General features: G+C 67.1%; 14 protein-coding genes. 6 read left to right on the top strand and 8 right to left on the bottom strand.

Features of this window, described 5'->3' with window-relative positions:
* Positions 1–54: 54 nt before the first annotated feature.
* Both IFT54_RS17135 and IFT54_RS17130 read right to left on the bottom strand, forming a co-directional pair.
* Positions 55–297 (bottom strand): DUF2312 domain-containing protein, encoded by a 243-nt coding sequence (locus tag IFT54_RS17135; RefSeq protein WP_197975315.1) that lies wholly within the window; start codon positions 295–297, stop codon positions 55–57.
* A 160-nt stretch (positions 298–457) separates the two neighbouring features.
* Positions 458–766 carry a DUF1244 domain-containing protein gene (locus IFT54_RS17130; RefSeq protein WP_031440324.1) on the bottom strand — a complete coding sequence of 103 codons (309 nt, stop codon included), beginning with the start codon at positions 764–766 and terminating at the stop codon, positions 458–460.
* A gap of 80 nt (positions 767–846) precedes the next feature.
* Between IFT54_RS17130 and pyk the strand changes: the two genes are divergently transcribed.
* From pyk to IFT54_RS17110, 4 genes are all read left to right on the top strand, one after another.
* Positions 847–2,310, top strand: coding sequence for a pyruvate kinase (gene pyk, locus IFT54_RS17125; protein ID WP_056408891.1), 1,464 nt, complete (start codon positions 847–849; stop codon positions 2,308–2,310).
* Positions 2,311–2,383: 73 nt separating this feature from the next.
* Positions 2,384–4,438: a carbon starvation CstA family protein gene (locus IFT54_RS17120; protein WP_192071494.1), complete on the top strand. Its 2,055-nt coding sequence runs from the start codon at positions 2,384–2,386 to the stop codon at positions 4,436–4,438.
* Positions 4,435–4,632 (top strand): YbdD/YjiX family protein, encoded by a 198-nt coding sequence (locus tag IFT54_RS17115; RefSeq protein ID WP_107931579.1) that lies wholly within the window; start codon positions 4,435–4,437, stop codon positions 4,630–4,632. Before IFT54_RS17120 ends, IFT54_RS17115 begins: the two co-directional genes overlap by 4 nt.
* Entirely contained in the window at positions 4,623–5,165 is a 543-nt protein-coding gene (locus IFT54_RS17110; protein WP_192071493.1) for a biliverdin-producing heme oxygenase, read from the top strand. The genes IFT54_RS17115 and IFT54_RS17110 overlap by 10 nt, the downstream gene beginning before the upstream one ends.
* Positions 5,166–5,168: 3 nt before the next feature.
* Here the strand turns inward: IFT54_RS17110 and IFT54_RS17105 are convergent, their stop codons facing one another.
* From IFT54_RS17105 to IFT54_RS17095, 3 genes are all read right to left on the bottom strand, one after another.
* The gene (locus IFT54_RS17105) at positions 5,169–7,280 is read right to left on the bottom strand and encodes a histidine kinase dimerization/phosphoacceptor domain -containing protein (RefSeq protein ID WP_197984729.1); all 2,112 of its coding nucleotides are present in this window, start codon (positions 7,278–7,280) and stop codon (positions 5,169–5,171) included.
* A gap of 86 nt (positions 7,281–7,366) precedes the next feature.
* On the bottom strand, positions 7,367–8,359 hold the full coding sequence (locus tag IFT54_RS17100) for a bile acid:sodium symporter family protein (protein WP_446740682.1): 993 nt from the start codon (positions 8,357–8,359) through the stop codon (positions 7,367–7,369).
* A complete protein-coding gene (locus IFT54_RS17095; protein ID WP_192071491.1) occupies positions 8,359–9,369 on the bottom strand; it encodes an adenosine deaminase in 1,011 nt (336 codons plus the stop codon). Before IFT54_RS17095 ends, IFT54_RS17100 begins: the two co-directional genes overlap by 1 nt.
* 149 nt (positions 9,370–9,518) lie before the next feature.
* Here IFT54_RS17095 and IFT54_RS17090 point away from each other — a divergent pair, with 149 nt between their 5' ends.
* Positions 9,519–10,454 carry a DUF808 domain-containing protein gene (locus tag IFT54_RS17090; RefSeq protein ID WP_166747105.1) on the top strand — a complete coding sequence of 312 codons (936 nt, stop codon included), beginning with the start codon at positions 9,519–9,521 and terminating at the stop codon, positions 10,452–10,454.
* Positions 10,455–10,567: 113 nt separating this feature from the next.
* Here IFT54_RS17090 and IFT54_RS17085 read toward each other — a convergent pair whose 3' ends face one another.
* Positions 10,568–12,625 (bottom strand): S9 family peptidase, encoded by a 2,058-nt coding sequence (locus IFT54_RS17085; protein ID WP_192071490.1) that lies wholly within the window; start codon positions 12,623–12,625, stop codon positions 10,568–10,570.
* Positions 12,626–12,640: 15 nt separating this feature from the next.
* On the opposite strand from IFT54_RS17085, the gene IFT54_RS17080 reads away from it, so the two are divergent.
* Positions 12,641–13,183 (top strand): DNA-deoxyinosine glycosylase, encoded by a 543-nt coding sequence (locus tag IFT54_RS17080; RefSeq protein WP_244649150.1) that lies wholly within the window; start codon positions 12,641–12,643, stop codon positions 13,181–13,183.
* On the opposite strand, the gene IFT54_RS17075 is transcribed toward IFT54_RS17080, so the two are convergent.
* Entirely contained in the window at positions 13,180–14,340 is a 1,161-nt protein-coding gene (locus tag IFT54_RS17075; RefSeq protein ID WP_192071489.1) for an alpha-hydroxy-acid oxidizing protein, read from the bottom strand. The two genes, IFT54_RS17080 and IFT54_RS17075, sit on opposite strands and share 4 nt — an antisense overlap.
* 52 nt (positions 14,341–14,392) lie before the next feature.
* Positions 14,393–15,931: a cryptochrome/photolyase family protein gene (locus IFT54_RS17070; RefSeq protein WP_192071488.1), complete on the bottom strand. Its 1,539-nt coding sequence runs from the start codon at positions 15,929–15,931 to the stop codon at positions 14,393–14,395.
* Positions 15,932–15,946 lie beyond the last annotated feature (15 nt).

Below are 15,946 nucleotides of genomic sequence, written 5' to 3'. Positions count from 1 at the left end.
CCACCCCGGCGTCGATGACGCATCGCGAGGGAGACACCGCGCAGAGACCGATCGTCAGATCATCCCCAGTGCCTGGAGATACACCTCGAGGATCGCCTCCTCCTCCTGATATTCTTCCTTCTTCTTCTTGCGGATCGACAGGATCTTGCGGATCGCCTTGGGGTCGTAGCCACGGCCCTTGGCCTCGGCCATCACGTCCTTGATGTCGTCCGCGATACCCTTCTTCTCTTCTTCGAGACGCTCGGCGCGCTCGATCAGCAGGCGCAGTTCGTCCGCTGCGACCGCGCCGCCGCCCATGCCGTGTTGGCGTTCGTCCGTCATGATACTCGTCCCCATTCGCTCGAAACACAGACCCGCATGCGGCGACCGGGGCCCCGAGGACCACCGATGAATCGCGCCGCTGCAAGTGCGGCGCCGCGTCTAGGCGGTAACCGTTCGCGGCTCAAGCGACCCCGGGTCAGACGACCGCATTCTTGGCGACGCTGGCCTTCATCCGCTCGAGCTGCTCGGGCGTGGCGTCGCCCTGGTGCTGCGCCTTCCACTGCGAATAGGGCATGCCGTACACTGCCTCGCGCGCCGCATCCTTGTCGAGACCACCGGCCTCCTCGACCCAGTCGGACAGGCAGTTGCGGCAGAATCCCGCCAAACCCATCAGGTCGATATTCTGCGCATCGTCGCGGTGGCGCAGGTGGCGGATCAGCCGGCGAAAGGCCTGCGCCGCTACGGCATCGTCGAGTGTGTCCAGCGTGTCGCTATCGTGGTTCATTCGTATGCTCCGTAGTTGATCCCACCGAGATAGGGTTTAAGGCCCGTGGCGGCAAAGACCTCCCCCAGGAAACGCAACGCATGACCATGGCCATCGCACCCCGCTCGCGCAAAGTCCGCATCCTCGCGACGCTAGGCCCTGCCAGCAGCACGCCCGAGATGATCGCGACGCTGTTCCGCACCGGCGCCGACGCGTTCCGCATCAACATGAGTCACGGCGACCAGCAGTCGAAGATCGCGGTGATCCAGGCGATTCGCGCGCTGGAGAAGCAATATCGTCGCCCCTCGACGATCCTCGCCGATCTCCAGGGGCCCAAGCTGCGCGTCGGCAAGTTCGACGGCGGCCGCACCGTGCTCGAAACCGGCTCGACCTTCGTGCTCGACCGCGACACGACGCCGGGCGATGCGACCCGCGTCGAGCTGCCGCATGACGAGATCTTCGCCGCGATCGAGCCGGGCGCGCGCCTGCTGCTCGACGACGGCAAGCTGGTGCTGCGCGTCGTCTCGCACAGCCCGCGCGAGATCACGACCAGGGTCGAGGTCGGCGGCGCGCTGTCGAACAACAAGGGGCTGAACGTTCCCGACGTCGTCCTGCCGATGGCCGCGCTGACCGAGAAGGATCGCAGCGATCTCGACTTCGCGGTCGACCAGGGCGTCGACTGGATCGCGCTGTCGTTCGTCCAGCGTCCCGAGGATCTGTGGGAAGCGCGCAAGCTGATCGGCGGCAAGGCCGCGCTGCTCGCCAAGATCGAGAAGCCCGCCGCGATCGAGCGGCTCGAGGAGATCGTCGAGGCGTGCGACGGCGTGATGGTCGCGCGCGGCGATCTCGGTGTCGAAATGCCCCCGCAGGCGGTGCCGCCGCTGCAGAAGCGTATCGTCGAGGTGTCGCGCCGCATGGGCCGCCCGGTGGTGGTCGCAACGCAGATGCTCGAATCGATGATCACCTCGCCCTCGCCGACGCGCGCCGAGGTCTCGGACGTCGCGACCGCAGTCTATGACGGTGCCGATGCGATCATGCTCTCGGCGGAAAGCGCCGCGGGCGCGTGGCCGGTCGAATCGGTCGCGATGATGGACGCGATCGGCGTGTCGGTCGAGGCCGATCCTGAGCATGGCGACCGCATGCACTTCACCGTGATGAAGCCCGATCCGACGACGGCCGACGCGCTGGCCGAGGCGGCGAAGAACATCGCCGCGACCGTATCCGCGGTCGCGATCATCTGCTTCACCACCTCGGGCTCGACCGCACGGCGGATCGCGCGCGAGCGGCCTTCGGTGCCGCTGCTGGTGCTGACGCCGAGCCAGGACACCGCGCGCCGTCTCGGCCTGTTGTGGGGCACGCATGCAGTTCACACCCGCGACGTCGAGTCGTTCGAGGATATGGTCGCCAAGTCGAAGCGCATGGCGCTGCGCCACGGCATGGCGAAGGCGGGCGACCGCGTGATCGTGCTCGCGGGCGTGCCGTTCCGGACGCCGGGCTCGACCAACGTGCTGCATGTCGTCCGGATCGTCGGCGACGAGCTGAAGGGCCACCACTCGCAGGTCTGAGGCGGCTCCCCCCTAGCGCTCCTCGGCCAAATCCGCGATGGCTGGTACAAGGACCGGACGGGGGAGCAACCGCATGACGTTACGCGAAAAGATCGGCTGGGGTGCGATGAGCCTGCTCGGGGCGTGCGCGCTCGCGGTGGTCGCGTTCCAGCGTGGCGAGCATGTCAACGCGCTGTGGATTGTCGCCGCGTCGGTCTCGGTCAACCTGATCGCCTATCGCTTCTACGCCCGCTATATCGCGCGCAACGTCATGCAGCTCGATGCGACGCGGCCGACCCCCGCAATCCGCCGCGCGGACGGGCTCGATTATGTCGCGACCGACCGCAACGTCCTGTTCGGTCACCATTTCGCCGCGATCGCCGGCGCCGGACCGCTGGTCGGGCCGGTGCTCGCCGCGCAGATGGGCTATCTCCCCGGCACGCTCTGGATCCTCGCCGGCGTCGTGCTGGCGGGCGCGGTGCAGGACTTCATGATCCTGTTCATCTCGATGCGCCGCGACGGCCGCTCGCTCGGCGAGCTGATCCGCATGGAAATGGGTGCGGTGGCCGGGACGATCGCGCTGATCGGTGCCTTTGCGATCATGGTCATCATCCTCGCGGTGCTCGCGCTGATCGTCGTGCGCGCGCTCGCGGGCAGCCCCTGGGGGCTGTTCACCGTCGCGGCGACGATCCCGCTCGCCTTCGCGATGGGGATCTACACGCGCTGGATCCGTCCGGGGCGCATCGGCGAGGTCTCGATCCTCGGCGTCATCGGCCTGCTGCTCGCGATCGTCTATGGCGGCCAGGTCGCCGAGTCCGCCTTCTGGGGCCCGGTCTTCACGCTGACCCCGGTACAGCTGTGCATCCTGATGGTCGGCTATGGCGCGGTCGCGTCGGTTCTGCCGGTCTGGCTGCTGCTCGCGCCGCGTGACTATCTGTCGACCTTTCTCAAGATCGGCGCGATCGTCGCGCTGGCGATCGGGATCGCGGTCGTCGCGCCGCCGCTGCGCATGCCCGCGCTCACCAAGTTCATCGACGGCAGCGGTCCGGTCTGGTCGGGCGGGCTGTTCCCGTTCCTGTTCATCACCATCGCCTGCGGTGCAGTCTCTGGCTTCCACGCGCTCATCGCCAGCGGCACCACGCCCAAGCTGATCGCCAGCGAGGGCGACGCCCCCTTTATCGGCTATGGCGCGATGCTGATGGAGAGCTTCGTCGCGATCATGGCGCTGGTTGGTGCGACGATCCTCGATCCCGGCATCTATTTCGCGATGAACAGCCCCGCCGCGGTGCTCGGCACCGACGCGGCGTCGGCGGCCGCCGCGGTCACCAATATGGGCTTCGCGATCACCCCAGAGGCGCTGGCGCAGGCCGCGCGCGACGTCGGCGAGACGACCATCATCAGCCGCACCGGCGGCGCGCCGACGCTGGCGGTCGCGATGGCGGAGATCTTCAGCAACCTGATCGGTGGTCAGGCGATGAAGGCGTTCTGGTACCACTTCGCGATCCTGTTCGAGGCGCTGTTCATCCTGACCGCGGTCGATGCCGGCACCCGCGCCGGGCGCTTCATGCTGCAGGACCTGATCGGGCTGGTGGTACCGTCGTTCCGCAATGCCTCGGCGATCGGCCCGGGCATCGTCGCGACCGCGCTGTGCGTGACCGCCTGGGGCTTCTTCCTCTACCAGGGCGTCACCGATCCGCTCGGCGGCGTGAACACCTTGTGGCCGCTGTTCGGCATCTCGAACCAGATGCTCGCCGCGGTCGCGCTGATCCTCGCCACGGTCGTGCTGTTCCGGATGAAGCGCCAGCGTTATGCCTGGGTGACGATCCTGCCCGCCGCATGGCTGTGCCTGTGCACGATCACCGCGGGGCTGCTGAAGCTGTTCTCGAGCGATCCGAAGGTCGGCTTCCTCGCGCATGCGTCCAAGTTTGCAGAGGCAGCGGCGCGCGGCGAGATCCTCGCGCCCGCCAAGACGATGGCGGAGATGCAGCGGATCACTTTCAACGACCGGATCGACGCGGCGCTGATCGCGCTGTTCCTCGGCGTCGTCGTGTCGATTCTCGCCTTCGGCATCCGCAGCTGCCGCGCCGCGCTGAAGGTCGATCGCCCGACCGTGACCGAGGTTCCGCCCATGCTGGTCCCGGCCGAATGACGCCGCGCATCCGCCACCTGCTCGCTCGCGCGCGTGAGACCGCGCTCATGATGGTCGGCCAGCCCTCCTACGCCGCCTATCTGCAGCACATGGCCGAGCATCACCCCGGCCATGCGGCGATGGATCCCGCGGCGTTCTTCCGTGACCGCGAACAGGCGCGCTACGGCGGCAAGGGCGGTGGCCGATGCTGCTGAACGACCCGCCACGCTCGATCGTCGCCGCGCTGCGCAGCGAGACCGGCGGCGATCACGACCGCGTCGACACAGCCTATGGCAACTTCGACCTCGCCGCGCCCGACAGCTATCGCGCGTTCCTCCACGCGCACGCGCGCGCGCTTCCCGCAGCGGAGGATGCACTGGCAGCCGTCCCGGGCCTGCCCCACTTCCGCCCCCGCACGCCCCTCCTCGCCGCCGACCTCGCGGCGCTGGGCGAGACGATGCCTCTACCCCTGCCCTTCACGCTGCCCGCGGGCGACGCGGCGGCTTGGGGCGCGCTCTATGTCGTGGAGGGATCACGGCTCGGCGGCATCATGCTCGCGCGTACCGTGCCCGACGGGCTGCCGACCGCCTATCTCGGTGCGCGCCATCTGTCGGGCGAATGGCGCGAGCTGCTCGGTACACTCGACCGCGCCGCGACACTCGCTGGAACAGACACGTGGATCGACGAGGCGATCACCGGCGCGCGCGCGACCTTCGACCTGTACCGCCGCGCCGCCGTCGCGCGCTGAGCCTCAATCCTCGATCGGGGCGGTCATGATCACGCGTAGCCCGGGCATGTTGTCATGCTGCGCGATCGATCCCGACAGTCGTCCGACCACCGCGTTCATCATCCGGCTGCCGAACCCGACGCGCGTGCTGGTCTGGCCCACTCCGTTGTCCGCGACGATCAGTCGGATCTGGTTGCGATATTGCTCGAGCGCGATCAGGATCGGCCCCGGCTGTCCGCCATAGGCATATTTGCTCGCATTGATGACGAGCTCGGTCAGGATAAGCCCGACATTGACCGCGCGATCAGTCGGCATCAGCACCGGCGCTAGGTCGAGCCGCATCTGCGCGCCCCACTCCTGCCCCAGCGTCCCCTTCATGTCGCCCGCCAGTTCCTCAAGATAGCGCGCGAGGTCGACCGACTGGACCTGGTCGTCGCGGTAGAGCCGCCGGTGCACCAGCGCGACCGCTGACAGCCGTGCCTGCGCCTCGGCGAGATGTGCTGTGACGTTGGCGTCGCCCGCCGCCTTGGCCTGCAGCGCGAGAAACGCGGAGACCATCTGCAGGCTGTTCTGCACACGGTGGTTGACCTCCTTCATCAGGACGTCCTTCTGCTCGATCAGCAGATCCTTTTCGGCCAGCGTCCGCTGCAACTCGCGGTTGAGCGCGCGCATCCGGTTGCTCGCATAGCTGTCGTGGAACATCCGGCGCAGGCGATAGCCGGCCTCGATCTCCTCGAGCGACCAACGCCGCGATTCGCCACGTACCTCTTCGGTCCATGATGCGAACGACGTGCGCGGCGTCAGCTGCTCGGCGGGATCGCCCGACGTCGCCTTGTGCGGATTGCCCGCCCATTCAATCTCCGTGATCCGCTCCGCACGAAACCACAACAGCACCGCGCCCTCGTCGATCAGCGGCATCGCGAGCAGCCCGCTCGCCTTCGACCGATAGCGTTCCGCAGGCGGGTAGAGCGTCGACAGCGCATGCGTTGCAACGATGTCGCCTGTCCCGCGGCTGCGGATCCACTCGACCAGGTCCAGTACGTCTCTGTCGTCCGGACACTGGCCGTCGCGCTGCACCGCGCCGTGCTGGACGAGCGCGAAGCCGTCGCTCGCCAGCATCCGGCGCAGGTCGTCGCCGACCGCCGCCGCGGTCCGCTGCGCGCTGCCCTCGGTGGCCATCTTGAGCACGACGACGTCTTCCACCGACCGCAGCCGCAGGCGTTCGCGGTATCCCTCGGCCTCCTCCTTCGCGCGGATCTGTCGGGCGAGGCTGCTCGCCAGCGTGCTCGCGGTCGCGCGGATATCGGGCGCCAGCGTCCGCGGCGTCATGCTGTGGCAGGCGATCATCCCCCACAACAGCCCGTCCTTGACGATCGAGATCGACGCGGACGCCGCGACGCCCATATTGGTCATGTAGCGCAGATGGATCGGCGACACGCTGCGCAGCGCGACGTCGCTCAGGTCGAGCGTCTCGAACCCTGCGGGGCGCAGGATCGCAGGCGTATAGACCGCATGCGGGATCGCGCGCGTCCGGTTGCGGACATACAGCGCGCGCGCCTGTTTCGGGATGTCGGTCGCAGGAAAATGATGGTTAAGGAAGCTGTGCAGCGCGGGATCGCGATCCTCCGCCATCACGCGTCCGGATTCATCGTCGAGAAAGCGATAAACCATGACCCGGTCGAACCCGGTCAACGTCCGGAACGCGACCGCCGCCTGTTCGCACAGCGCCTGGAGACTGCCCGACCGCTCGAACGCGGTCGCCATCGAATCGAGCCAGCCGAGCACGGTCGCGGCGCTCGACGGCGCCGTCGTGGCGGGCTCGAGCTCGACGAGGACGTGTTCCTCGCTCGCATGCAGGACCATGTGGAACTGCTCGCTGGTACCCGCGACCAGCGTGCCGACGGCAGCGCCGATCATGCTGCCGCGCCCCGATCGCTCCGCCAGCAGCACGGCAACGTCCTGGCCGATCAGCGTCGCGAGGTCTGCGCCCAGCCAGTCGGGGGTCAGCCGCGTCTCGATATCGCCCGCGCCCGCAACGACGCGCAGGCTCGCCGCATCGGCGACGAGCAACAGCCCGTGCGGCTGGATCGCGCCGGGAATGTGTATGGGCTCCCGATCGCAGGCCGTAAGGTCCAACGCGGTATCAGTCACAGATGCTGGGCCTTTCCGTCAAGCCGCGACCATGTCGTTTCGCGCGTGGAAAAGCAAATAAGCCAAGGCAGTTACGCCACCGGCACCATCGCCTCCACGGGCGCATCCGCCCGGTCTGCATAGCGGCGCGCGATAACCGCACAGGCGATCAGCTGGATCTGGTGGAACAGCATCAGCGGCAACAGGATCACGCCGACCTGCGCCGCGGGGAACAGCACGCCGGCCATCGGCACCCCCGACGCCAGGCTCTTCTTCGACCCACAGAACAGCAACACGATCGCATCCTCGCGCGGCAGCCGCATCAGCCGCGCGATGGTCAGCGTCAGCGCCAGCACGATGGCCAGCAGGGCACAGGAGAGCAGCCCGATCAGGAGCAGGTCGCCGAGCGACACCCGGCTCCACAGCCCCTCGACCACCGCCGCGCCGAACGCGCCATAGACGACAAGCAGGATTGACCCGCGATCGACGATCGTCAGCATCGCCTTGCGCCGCGTCACCCATGCACCGATCCAGGGCCGCAGCACATGCCCCGCCACGAACGGCACGAGCAGCTGGACGATGATCGTCTCGACGCTTTCGATCGACATCCCGCCGGCATTGCCTGCGTTCCGCATCAGCAGCGCGACCAGCGCGGGGGTGATCACGATGCCGAGCAGGTTGGAAAAGGATGCGCTGCACACCGCGGCGGCGACGTTGCCGCGCGCGATCGCGGTAAAGGCGATCGACGACTGGACCGTCGAGGGCAGCAGCGTCAGGAACAACAGCCCCGTCGCCATCCGCTCGTCGACGAACGGCAGCGCGGTCAGCCCGAGCCCGAGCGCGGGAAAGGCGACGAACGTCACCCCCAGTACGGCGAGGTGGAGCGGCCAGTTGCGCAGCCCGTCCCAGATCGCCGCGCGCGACAATTTCGCGCCGTGAAGGAAGAACAGCAGGAAGATCGCGACGTCGGCGACATAGCCGACGATCGTCGCCGCCTGTCCCCGCGCGGGCACCAGGCTCGCCAGTACGACGGTGCCGAGCAGCATCAGGATGAACGGCTCGAAGATCGATAGGAAGCGCCGGATCACGGATGCGCGGTCACATAGGCCTCGAGGGTCGCCAGATGCCCGGCGATCGCTTCGTCATCGAGGAAGCTGCCGAGGAAGCTGTTGCGCGCCAGCGTCACGATCTGCCCGCGCGACAGGTTGCGCGCACGCGCAGTCTGACGGTAGTTCTCGCCGATATAGCCGCCGAAATAGGCCGGATCATCCGAATGGATCGTCGCACGCAGGCCGAGATCGAGCATCCGGTCGATCGGGTGATCCTCGATCCGGTCGACGTTGCGCAGCGCGACGTTCGACAATGGGCACACGGTCAGCGTCATTGCCTCGCGCGCGAGCCGCGCGACCAGCACCGGATCCTCGAGCGCACGGTTGCCGTGATCGATCCGGTCGACGCGCAGGATGTCGAGCGCTTCGTCGATATAGGCGGGCGGGCCCTCCTCGCCGGCATGCGCGCACAGCAGCAGCCCGGCTTCCGCCGATGCTTCGAACACGCGCGCGAACTTCGACGGCGGATGCCCCATCTCGGACGAATCGAGCCCGACGCCGATCATCTGGTCGAGCCAGGGCTGTGCCTGTTCGAACGTCCTGAATGCGTCCTCCTCGTCGAGATGCCGCAGATAGCTCATGATCAGCCCGATGCTCATCCCGTGCTTCGCCCGCGCCGCGTCGATCCCCGCGAACAGGCCGTTGGCGACGACGTCGAACGGGATTCCGCGATGCGTGTGCGTCTGCGGATCGAAGAAGATCTCGGCATGGACCACGCCGTCCTGCGCGACCCGGTCGAAATAGGCGAGCGCCAGATCGTGGAAATCCTCCTCGGTCTGCAGCACGGCCGCGCCCGCATAATAGATGTCGAGAAAGGTCTGGAGGTTGGTGAAGCTGTAGGCCGCGCGCACGTCCTCGACGCTCTTGAACGGGATCGCGACCTTGTTGCGCTCGGCGAGCGCGAACATCAGCTCGGGCTCGAGGCTGCCCTCGATATGCAGATGCAGTTCGGCCTTGGGCAGGTTGGTGATGAAGTCGTCTGTCATGCTCGATCCCGTCGTGATGTGCGTCACCGCGCAACCATTCCGCGCGTCACGCACTTTGCGCAAGGTCGAAACCCGTTGCATGACATCGCTGTCACGTTACCGCGGACCGGCTATTGCCGCCTCTTACCGATCACGCGAAGGACCCATCGATGCCCACAGGACTGGTCGCACTGCTCGACGACATTGCCGGGATCACCAAGCTGGCCGCGGCCAGCCTCGACGATATCGGTGCTGCGACCGGCAAGGCGGGCAGCAAGGCGATCGGCGTGGTGGTCGACGATGCCGCGGTCACGCCGCGCTACATGGTTGGGTTCTCGCCGAAGCGTGAATTGCCGATGATCGGCAAGATCGCGCTCGGCTCGTTCCGCAACAAGCTGCTCTTCATCCTCCCCGCAGCGCTCGCGCTCAGCGCGTTCGCACCCTGGGCGCTGACCCCGTTGCTGATGATCGGCGGGACCTATCTGTGCTTCGAGGGCGCGGAAAAGATCCTCGAGGCGCTCGGCGGCGGCCATGCCGAAGCCGAAGCCACCGCCCCGATCGATCCGAAGACGCTCGAGGACCAGAAGGTCTCTGGCGCGATCCGCACCGACTTCATCCTGTCGGCGGAGATCATGGTCATCGCGCTGTCGGACGTTGCCGCCGAACCGATCTGGGAACAGGCCATCGTGCTTGCACTGGTCGGCGTCGCAATCACGATCCTCGTCTACGGCGTCGTCGCGCTGATCGTGAAGATGGACGATATCGGCCTGCACCTGACCGAGCGGAAAAGCCCCGCGGTCCAGGCGTTCGGACGCGGCCTGGTCAAGGGCATGCCGGTCGTCATGTCGGTGCTGTCGGTGGTCGGCACTGCGGCGATGGTCTGGGTTGGCGGCCAGATCATCGTCCACGGGATCGAGGATTTCGGGCTGACGACGATCCCGCACTTCATTCACGATACCGCCGCGGGCGCCGCCGCCGCGGTGCCGGTGGCCAAGGGCGTGGTGAACTGGGTGGTCAATGCCGCGCTGTCGGGCGTCGTCGGCCTCATCCTCGGCGGCGCGATCGCACTCGGCCTCCACGCGGTGAAGAAGCCCAAGGCGCACTGAGCCACCCCCATACGTCATCCTGACGAAAGTCAGGACCCAGGGTAACGGGCACTGACGTTCGTGGCTCTGGATCCTGACTTTCGTCAGGATGACGGGGAAGGATCAGCGGATCCCTATTTCGCCGTCCACTTGTCCATCCAGCCGATCACCTCGCCATACCATTGCAGGCTGTTCTTCGGCTTCAGCACCCAGTGATTCTCGTTCGGGTTGACCAGCAACCGTGACGGAATCCCCCGCCGCTGCAACGCGGTGAAGCTCGCGAGCCCCTGCGTATAGGGAATGCGGAAATCTTTCTCGCCGGTGATCACCAGCATCGGCGTCTTCCAGTTGGCGACGTAGTTGACCGGGTTCCATTTCTCGAACGCGGCAGGATCCTCGTAATAGGTCTTCCCGCCATGCTCCCACTCGTCGAACCACAGCTCTTCGGTCTCGTACGCCATCGCACGCGCATCGAAGACGCCGTCATGCTGGACGATGCACTTGAACCGGTCGGGCCACTTCCCCTCGATCCAGTTCATCATATAGCCGCCATAGGACGCACCGAGCGCACAGGCGCGGTCGCCGTCGAGCCAGCCGAACTTCGCGGTCGCTGCCGCCAGTCCCTTTTGCAGGTCCTCGAGCGGCCAGCCGCCCCAATTGTTGCTGATCGCGTCGGTGAAGGCCTGGCCATACCCCGTCGACCCGTGGAAATCGACCGCGACCAGCCCGTAGCCCGCACCCGCAAACACCGCCGGATTCCAGCGATAGGACCAGCTGTTGTTGCTCGACCCCTGCGGCCCGCCATGCACCATATAGGCGACCGGGACCTTGCCCGGGCTGCCATACGGCTTCACCGCATAACCCCAGACGGTGTCGTCGTTCGCGCCCTTGAAGTTGAACCGCGTGACGGTCGGCATGTCGATGCCCGCGAGCTTTGCCGCGTTGACCGAGGTCAGCCGCTCCGGCTTCGGCATCCGCGTGCCCTTCACCGCCAGCGCATAGAAATCGTCGGGCGCGGTCAGGCTGCTGATCGCGACGACCACGCCCCTGGGCGTCGGCACGACCGCACCGACATGCCCTTCCTGCGTCAGCCGCGTCACCTTGTCCGTCACGGGATCGACCGCGAACACCGGCGTCTCCTGCGTGTCGTCCGCGGTGACGTATATACGTTTGCTGTCGGGGCTCCATGCGATTGACGCAACCGAGCGATCCCAGCCCTGCGTTACCGCGCGCACCTGGCCGCTGGCCAGATCGCGCGTCATAAGCACCTGGCGATCCGCCTCGAACCCCGCGCGCGCCATCGCGAACCAGGCGAGCGTCCGGCCATCGGGCGACACCGTCGGCAGATTGTCCATGCCGGTGTTCGCCGCCGTCAGGTTGACCGGCGCTGCGGAACCGTCCGCGGGGACCGAGAAGATGTCGAGATTGGTCGAGGTCGCTTCGATCCGCCCCGCCTCGCGCAAAGCGAAATACAGCGTCCGGCCGTCCGCGCTCCACGACACTTCCTCGCCGCCGCCGAACGGCTTCGACGGCGCATCGCCGATCAGGCCGCCCGTCACCGCGACGCCGTCGCCGGCTGCGCCCGCGGCCGTCAGCGGCAGCACGAACAGCTGCGATCGGTCGCCATTCGACCATGTGTCCCAGTGCCGCACGAACAGCTGGTCATAGGTCCGCCCCGCCCCGGCATTCGGGTCCTTCTTGACCATTGCCGGCGCAAGGCTCGGCGCGCCGGGCTTGCGGTCGGCCCAGATCACCAGCTTGTCGCCGGTCGGTGCGACCTTGAACCCGCCGAAGCCGCCATTGAAGCTCGTCAGCTTGCGCGGCGTGCCACCGGCGATCCCGATCGACCATACCGCGTCGCTGCCGCCCTTGTCCGACTGATAATAGACGGTTGCGCCATCGGCGGAGAATTGCGCGCCGGTCTCGTTCACATCGGCTTCGGCGATCAGCGGTTCGGGCTTCGCACCCTTGCGGGTAAGGTCGAGCCGCCACAGGTCGAACCGGCCGCGATCGGCGGCGAGATCGGTCTCGCGCTGCTCCCACACAAGCCAGCGGCCGTCCTTCGAAACGGCGGGCGACGACACGCGCGACAGCTTGACGACATCGTCGATGGTCAGCTGGCGGGCGGTGGCGGTGGCGGGGGCGCTTGCAAGAGCGAGCACGGCGAGGCTTGCGGACAGCAGGATCTTCATGCGCGTCTGCATAGAATGCTTGCACGATCGCGCGCAATCGCCACGTCGTCGGGCACGATGACGCGCAAATCCTCCTTCCCGCCCGTGGCCGCCGCCGATGCGCGGCTGCTCGTCCTCGGCAGCCTGCCCGGCGACCGTTCGCTTGCCGAAGCTCGCTATTATGCGCATCCGCAGAACCAGTTCTGGGCGCTGATGTCGGGGGTCGTCGCGCGCGATCTGGTCGCGCTGGCCTATGACGACCGGCTGGTCGCGTTGCGCGATGCGCGCGTCGCGCTGTGGGACGTGATCGGCTCGGCACGCCGCGCCGGCAGCACCGATGCCGCGATCCTCGATGCGCAGGACAATGCGGTCGCCGACCTGGTAACGCGCCTTCCGGAACTCCGCGCGATCGCGTTCAACGGCGCCACCGCGTTGAAGCTCGGCCTCAGACAGGGGCTCGGAACGCTCGGCCCGCAGATCGTCGCGCTGCCGTCGAGCAGCCCGCTCCACACGATCGGCCGCGCCGCCAAGCAGCCTGCTTGGGACGCGCTCGCCCCCTTCCTTGCCGTGTCGCGCTAGATCCGCACCGCGCCCGCCGCACGCACATCGGCGATCGTCGGCCAGCCATTCACCGCCATCAGCAGATCCGCCTCCGCCAGCAGGCACCGCAACACATGCGCCGCCCCCGCCGCCCCATCGAGCGCGAGGCCATAGGCATAGGGCCGCCCGACGCCCACGGCACGCGCGCCGAGCGCGATCGCCTTCACCACGTCGCTGCCCGACCGGATCCCTGAATCGAACAGCACGGGCACGTCGCCCGCCGCCGCGACCACGCCCGGCAGCATGTCGATCGCCGCGATTCCGCCATTGGCCTGGCGCCCGCCATGGTTCGAACAATAGATCGCATCCGCTCCTGCATCGATCGCGCGGCGTGCGTCGTCGGGATGGCAGATCCCCTTCAGGATCAGCGGCAGCGTAGTGAGCGAGCGCAGCCACGCCATGTCGTCCCAGGTCAGCACCTTGCCGAACACGCCCGCCCATTGCCGCACTGCCGCTGCGCCATCCTCCTCGGGCGGCTTGGCGAGCATCGCGCGAAAGACGGGATCGGAAAAATAGTTCATCAGTACCGCGCCGCGCAGCTGCGGGAAGTTCGCGACGTTCAGGTCACGCGGCCGCCATCCCGTCACCCAGGTGTCGAGCGTGACGACGATCCCCTTATACCCCGCTGCCTCGGCGCGGCGCACCAGGCTCTCGGCCAGCGCCTTGTCCTTTGGTGTATAGAGCTGGAAAAACCCCGGCGTCTCGCCCAGCGCCCCCGCCACGCTTTCGAGAGGGTCGTTCGACAGCGTCGACGCCATCAACGGCACCCCCGTCTCGGCCGAGGCACGCGCGGCGGCGAGATCGCCGTGACCGTCCTGCGTGCAGATCCCGATCACCCCGACCGGCGCCATGAAGATCGGGCTCGGCAGCCGCATTCCGAACAGGTCGATCGACAGGTCGCGCCTGCTGCAATCGACCATCATCCGCGGCGTCATGCCCCAGTGGCGGAACGCATGTGCATTGTTGTCCTGCGTAAATTCGTCGCCGCAGCCCCCCTGGACATAGCCCAGCACCGACGGCGGCATCGCCGCGCTCGCGCGCTGTTCGAGCGTCGCGTAATCGACCGGCAGCTTCGGGATCACGCCGCTCAGCCCCGCATTGTAGATCGCGTTCTGGTAATCGCCGTAATGCGGCATCCGCCTACTCCTATCGACGGCGTTAAACCCGTCCTGACGGCGAATGTAGCGCTCACTCGTCGAGCCGCGCCAGAAATTCCTTGGCCTGCGCCAGCGTCGCGTCCCGGTCCGCCGGCTTCATCTTCGCCCAGTTGCGATACGGCATCGCCAGCCGCGGATTGCGATCGAGCTTGTCCGCGTTGCGCACCAGGAAATCCCAGTACAGCGCATTGAACGGACACGCATTCTCCCCGACGCGCTGTTTCACGTCATAGCGACAATGCCCGCAATAATCCGACATCCGGTTGATATACGCGCCCGACGCCGCATAGGGCTTCGACCCGAGCAGGCCGCCATCGGCGAACTGGCTCATGCCCAGCGTATTGGGCAGCTCGACCCATTCATACGCATCGGCATAGACCTCCAGATACCATTCATGCACCTGCTTCGGGTCCGCGCCGATCAGCAGCGCGAAATTGCCCGTCACCATCAGCCGCTGGATGTGATGCGCATAGGCATGGTCGAGCGTCTGCCCGATCGCCTGCGACAGGCAGTGCATGTCGGTCTCGCCAGTCCAGTAGAAGCTGGGCAAGTCTCGCCTCGCATCCAGGAAGTTGCGCTCGACATAATCCGGCCCCTCGCGCCAGTAGATGCCGCGCATATATTCGCGCCAGCCGATGATCTGGCGGATGAACCCCTCGGCACAGTTGAGCGGCACGCGCCCGGCGGCATATTCCGCCTCGACCGCGCGGCACAGGTCGACCGGATCGAGCAGCCCCGAATTGATATAGGGCGACAGCACCGCGTGCCACAGGAACGGCTGGTCGGTCAGCATCGCGTCCTGATAATCCCCGAACTGCGGCAGCGCGTGCTTCAGGAAATGCCGCTGCTGTTTCAGCGCATCGTCGCGGGTCGTCGCGAAGTCGAAGGCATCGAGGCTGCCGGGATGCTCGCCGAACCGCGCCGCGACCATCGCGAGCACCTCGGTCGTGATCGCATCGGGGGCAAAGGAGAGCGGGCGCGGCATCAGCAGGTCGGCCTTGGCGGGCTTGCGATTGTCCGCATCGTAATTCCATTCGCCGCCCTCGGGCTTGTCGCCGTCCATCAGCAATCCAGTGCGGCGGCGCATCTCGCGGTAGAAATACTCCATCCGCAACTGCTTGCGCCCCTCCGCCCAAGCCTCGAACTCGGCATGGCTGGCGAGGAAGCGGTCGTCGGCGCGGATCTCGACCGGCAGGCCGAACAGCGTTTCCCACGCGTCCAGCATCCCCGCAACGCGCCACTCGCCCGCCTCGGTGACGATGATCCGCGCCGGATCATGCCGCCCGATCGCGCGCGCGACCTCGCCAGTGAAGCTGCCGGTCGACTCCGGATCGTCGAGCGCGACGTAGTCGACGGTCCAGCCCGCCTCGCGCAGTGCCTCGGCGTGATGCCGCATCGCCGACAGGATATAGGCGATCTTGCGGCGATGGTGGCGGACATAGGTCGTCTCGTCGGCGACCTCCATCATCAGCACGATCGTCGCCGCCGGGTCGGCCCCGTTCAGCGAGGCGATCTGCAGCGAGAGCTGGTCGCCGAGGATCGGCACGAGCGTGGTTTTCTTGGAGCGCATCGCATCCTACATGGC

The sequence above is a fragment of the Sphingomonas sp. CFBP 13714 genome (assembly GCF_014842205.1).
GTDB classification, from domain to species: Bacteria; Pseudomonadota; Alphaproteobacteria; order Sphingomonadales; family Sphingomonadaceae; genus Sphingomonas; species Sphingomonas aerolata.
Note: the sequence above shows the minus strand (reverse complement) of the source record. Positions and strands in the feature narration are given on the sequence as shown.

Excerpts from the sequence above, each read along its gene's own strand:
- IFT54_RS17135 (WP_197975315.1), bottom strand. The coding sequence starts at position 297 with ATGGGCGGCGGCGCGGTCGCAGCGGACGAACTGCGCCTGCTGATCGAG.
- IFT54_RS17130 (WP_031440324.1), bottom strand. The coding sequence starts at position 766 with ATGAACCACGATAGCGACACGCTGGACACACTCGACGATGCCGTAGCG.
- pyk (WP_056408891.1), top strand. The coding sequence starts at position 847 with ATGACCATGGCCATCGCACCCCGCTCGCGCAAAGTCCGCATCCTCGCG.
- IFT54_RS17120 (WP_192071494.1), top strand. The coding sequence starts at position 2,384 with ATGACGTTACGCGAAAAGATCGGCTGGGGTGCGATGAGCCTGCTCGGG.
- IFT54_RS17115 (WP_107931579.1), top strand. The coding sequence starts at position 4,435 with ATGACGCCGCGCATCCGCCACCTGCTCGCTCGCGCGCGTGAGACCGCG.
- IFT54_RS17110 (WP_192071493.1), top strand. The coding sequence starts at position 4,623 with ATGCTGCTGAACGACCCGCCACGCTCGATCGTCGCCGCGCTGCGCAGC.
- IFT54_RS17095 (WP_192071491.1), bottom strand. The coding sequence starts at position 9,369 with ATGACAGACGACTTCATCACCAACCTGCCCAAGGCCGAACTGCATCTG.
- IFT54_RS17090 (WP_166747105.1), top strand. The coding sequence starts at position 9,519 with ATGCCCACAGGACTGGTCGCACTGCTCGACGACATTGCCGGGATCACC.
- IFT54_RS17085 (WP_192071490.1), bottom strand. The coding sequence starts at position 12,625 with ATGAAGATCCTGCTGTCCGCAAGCCTCGCCGTGCTCGCTCTTGCAAGC.
- IFT54_RS17080 (WP_244649150.1), top strand. The coding sequence starts at position 12,641 with ATGCTTGCACGATCGCGCGCAATCGCCACGTCGTCGGGCACGATGACG.
- IFT54_RS17075 (WP_192071489.1), bottom strand. The coding sequence starts at position 14,340 with ATGCCGCATTACGGCGATTACCAGAACGCGATCTACAATGCGGGGCTG.
- IFT54_RS17070 (WP_192071488.1), bottom strand. The coding sequence starts at position 15,931 with ATGCGCTCCAAGAAAACCACGCTCGTGCCGATCCTCGGCGACCAGCTC.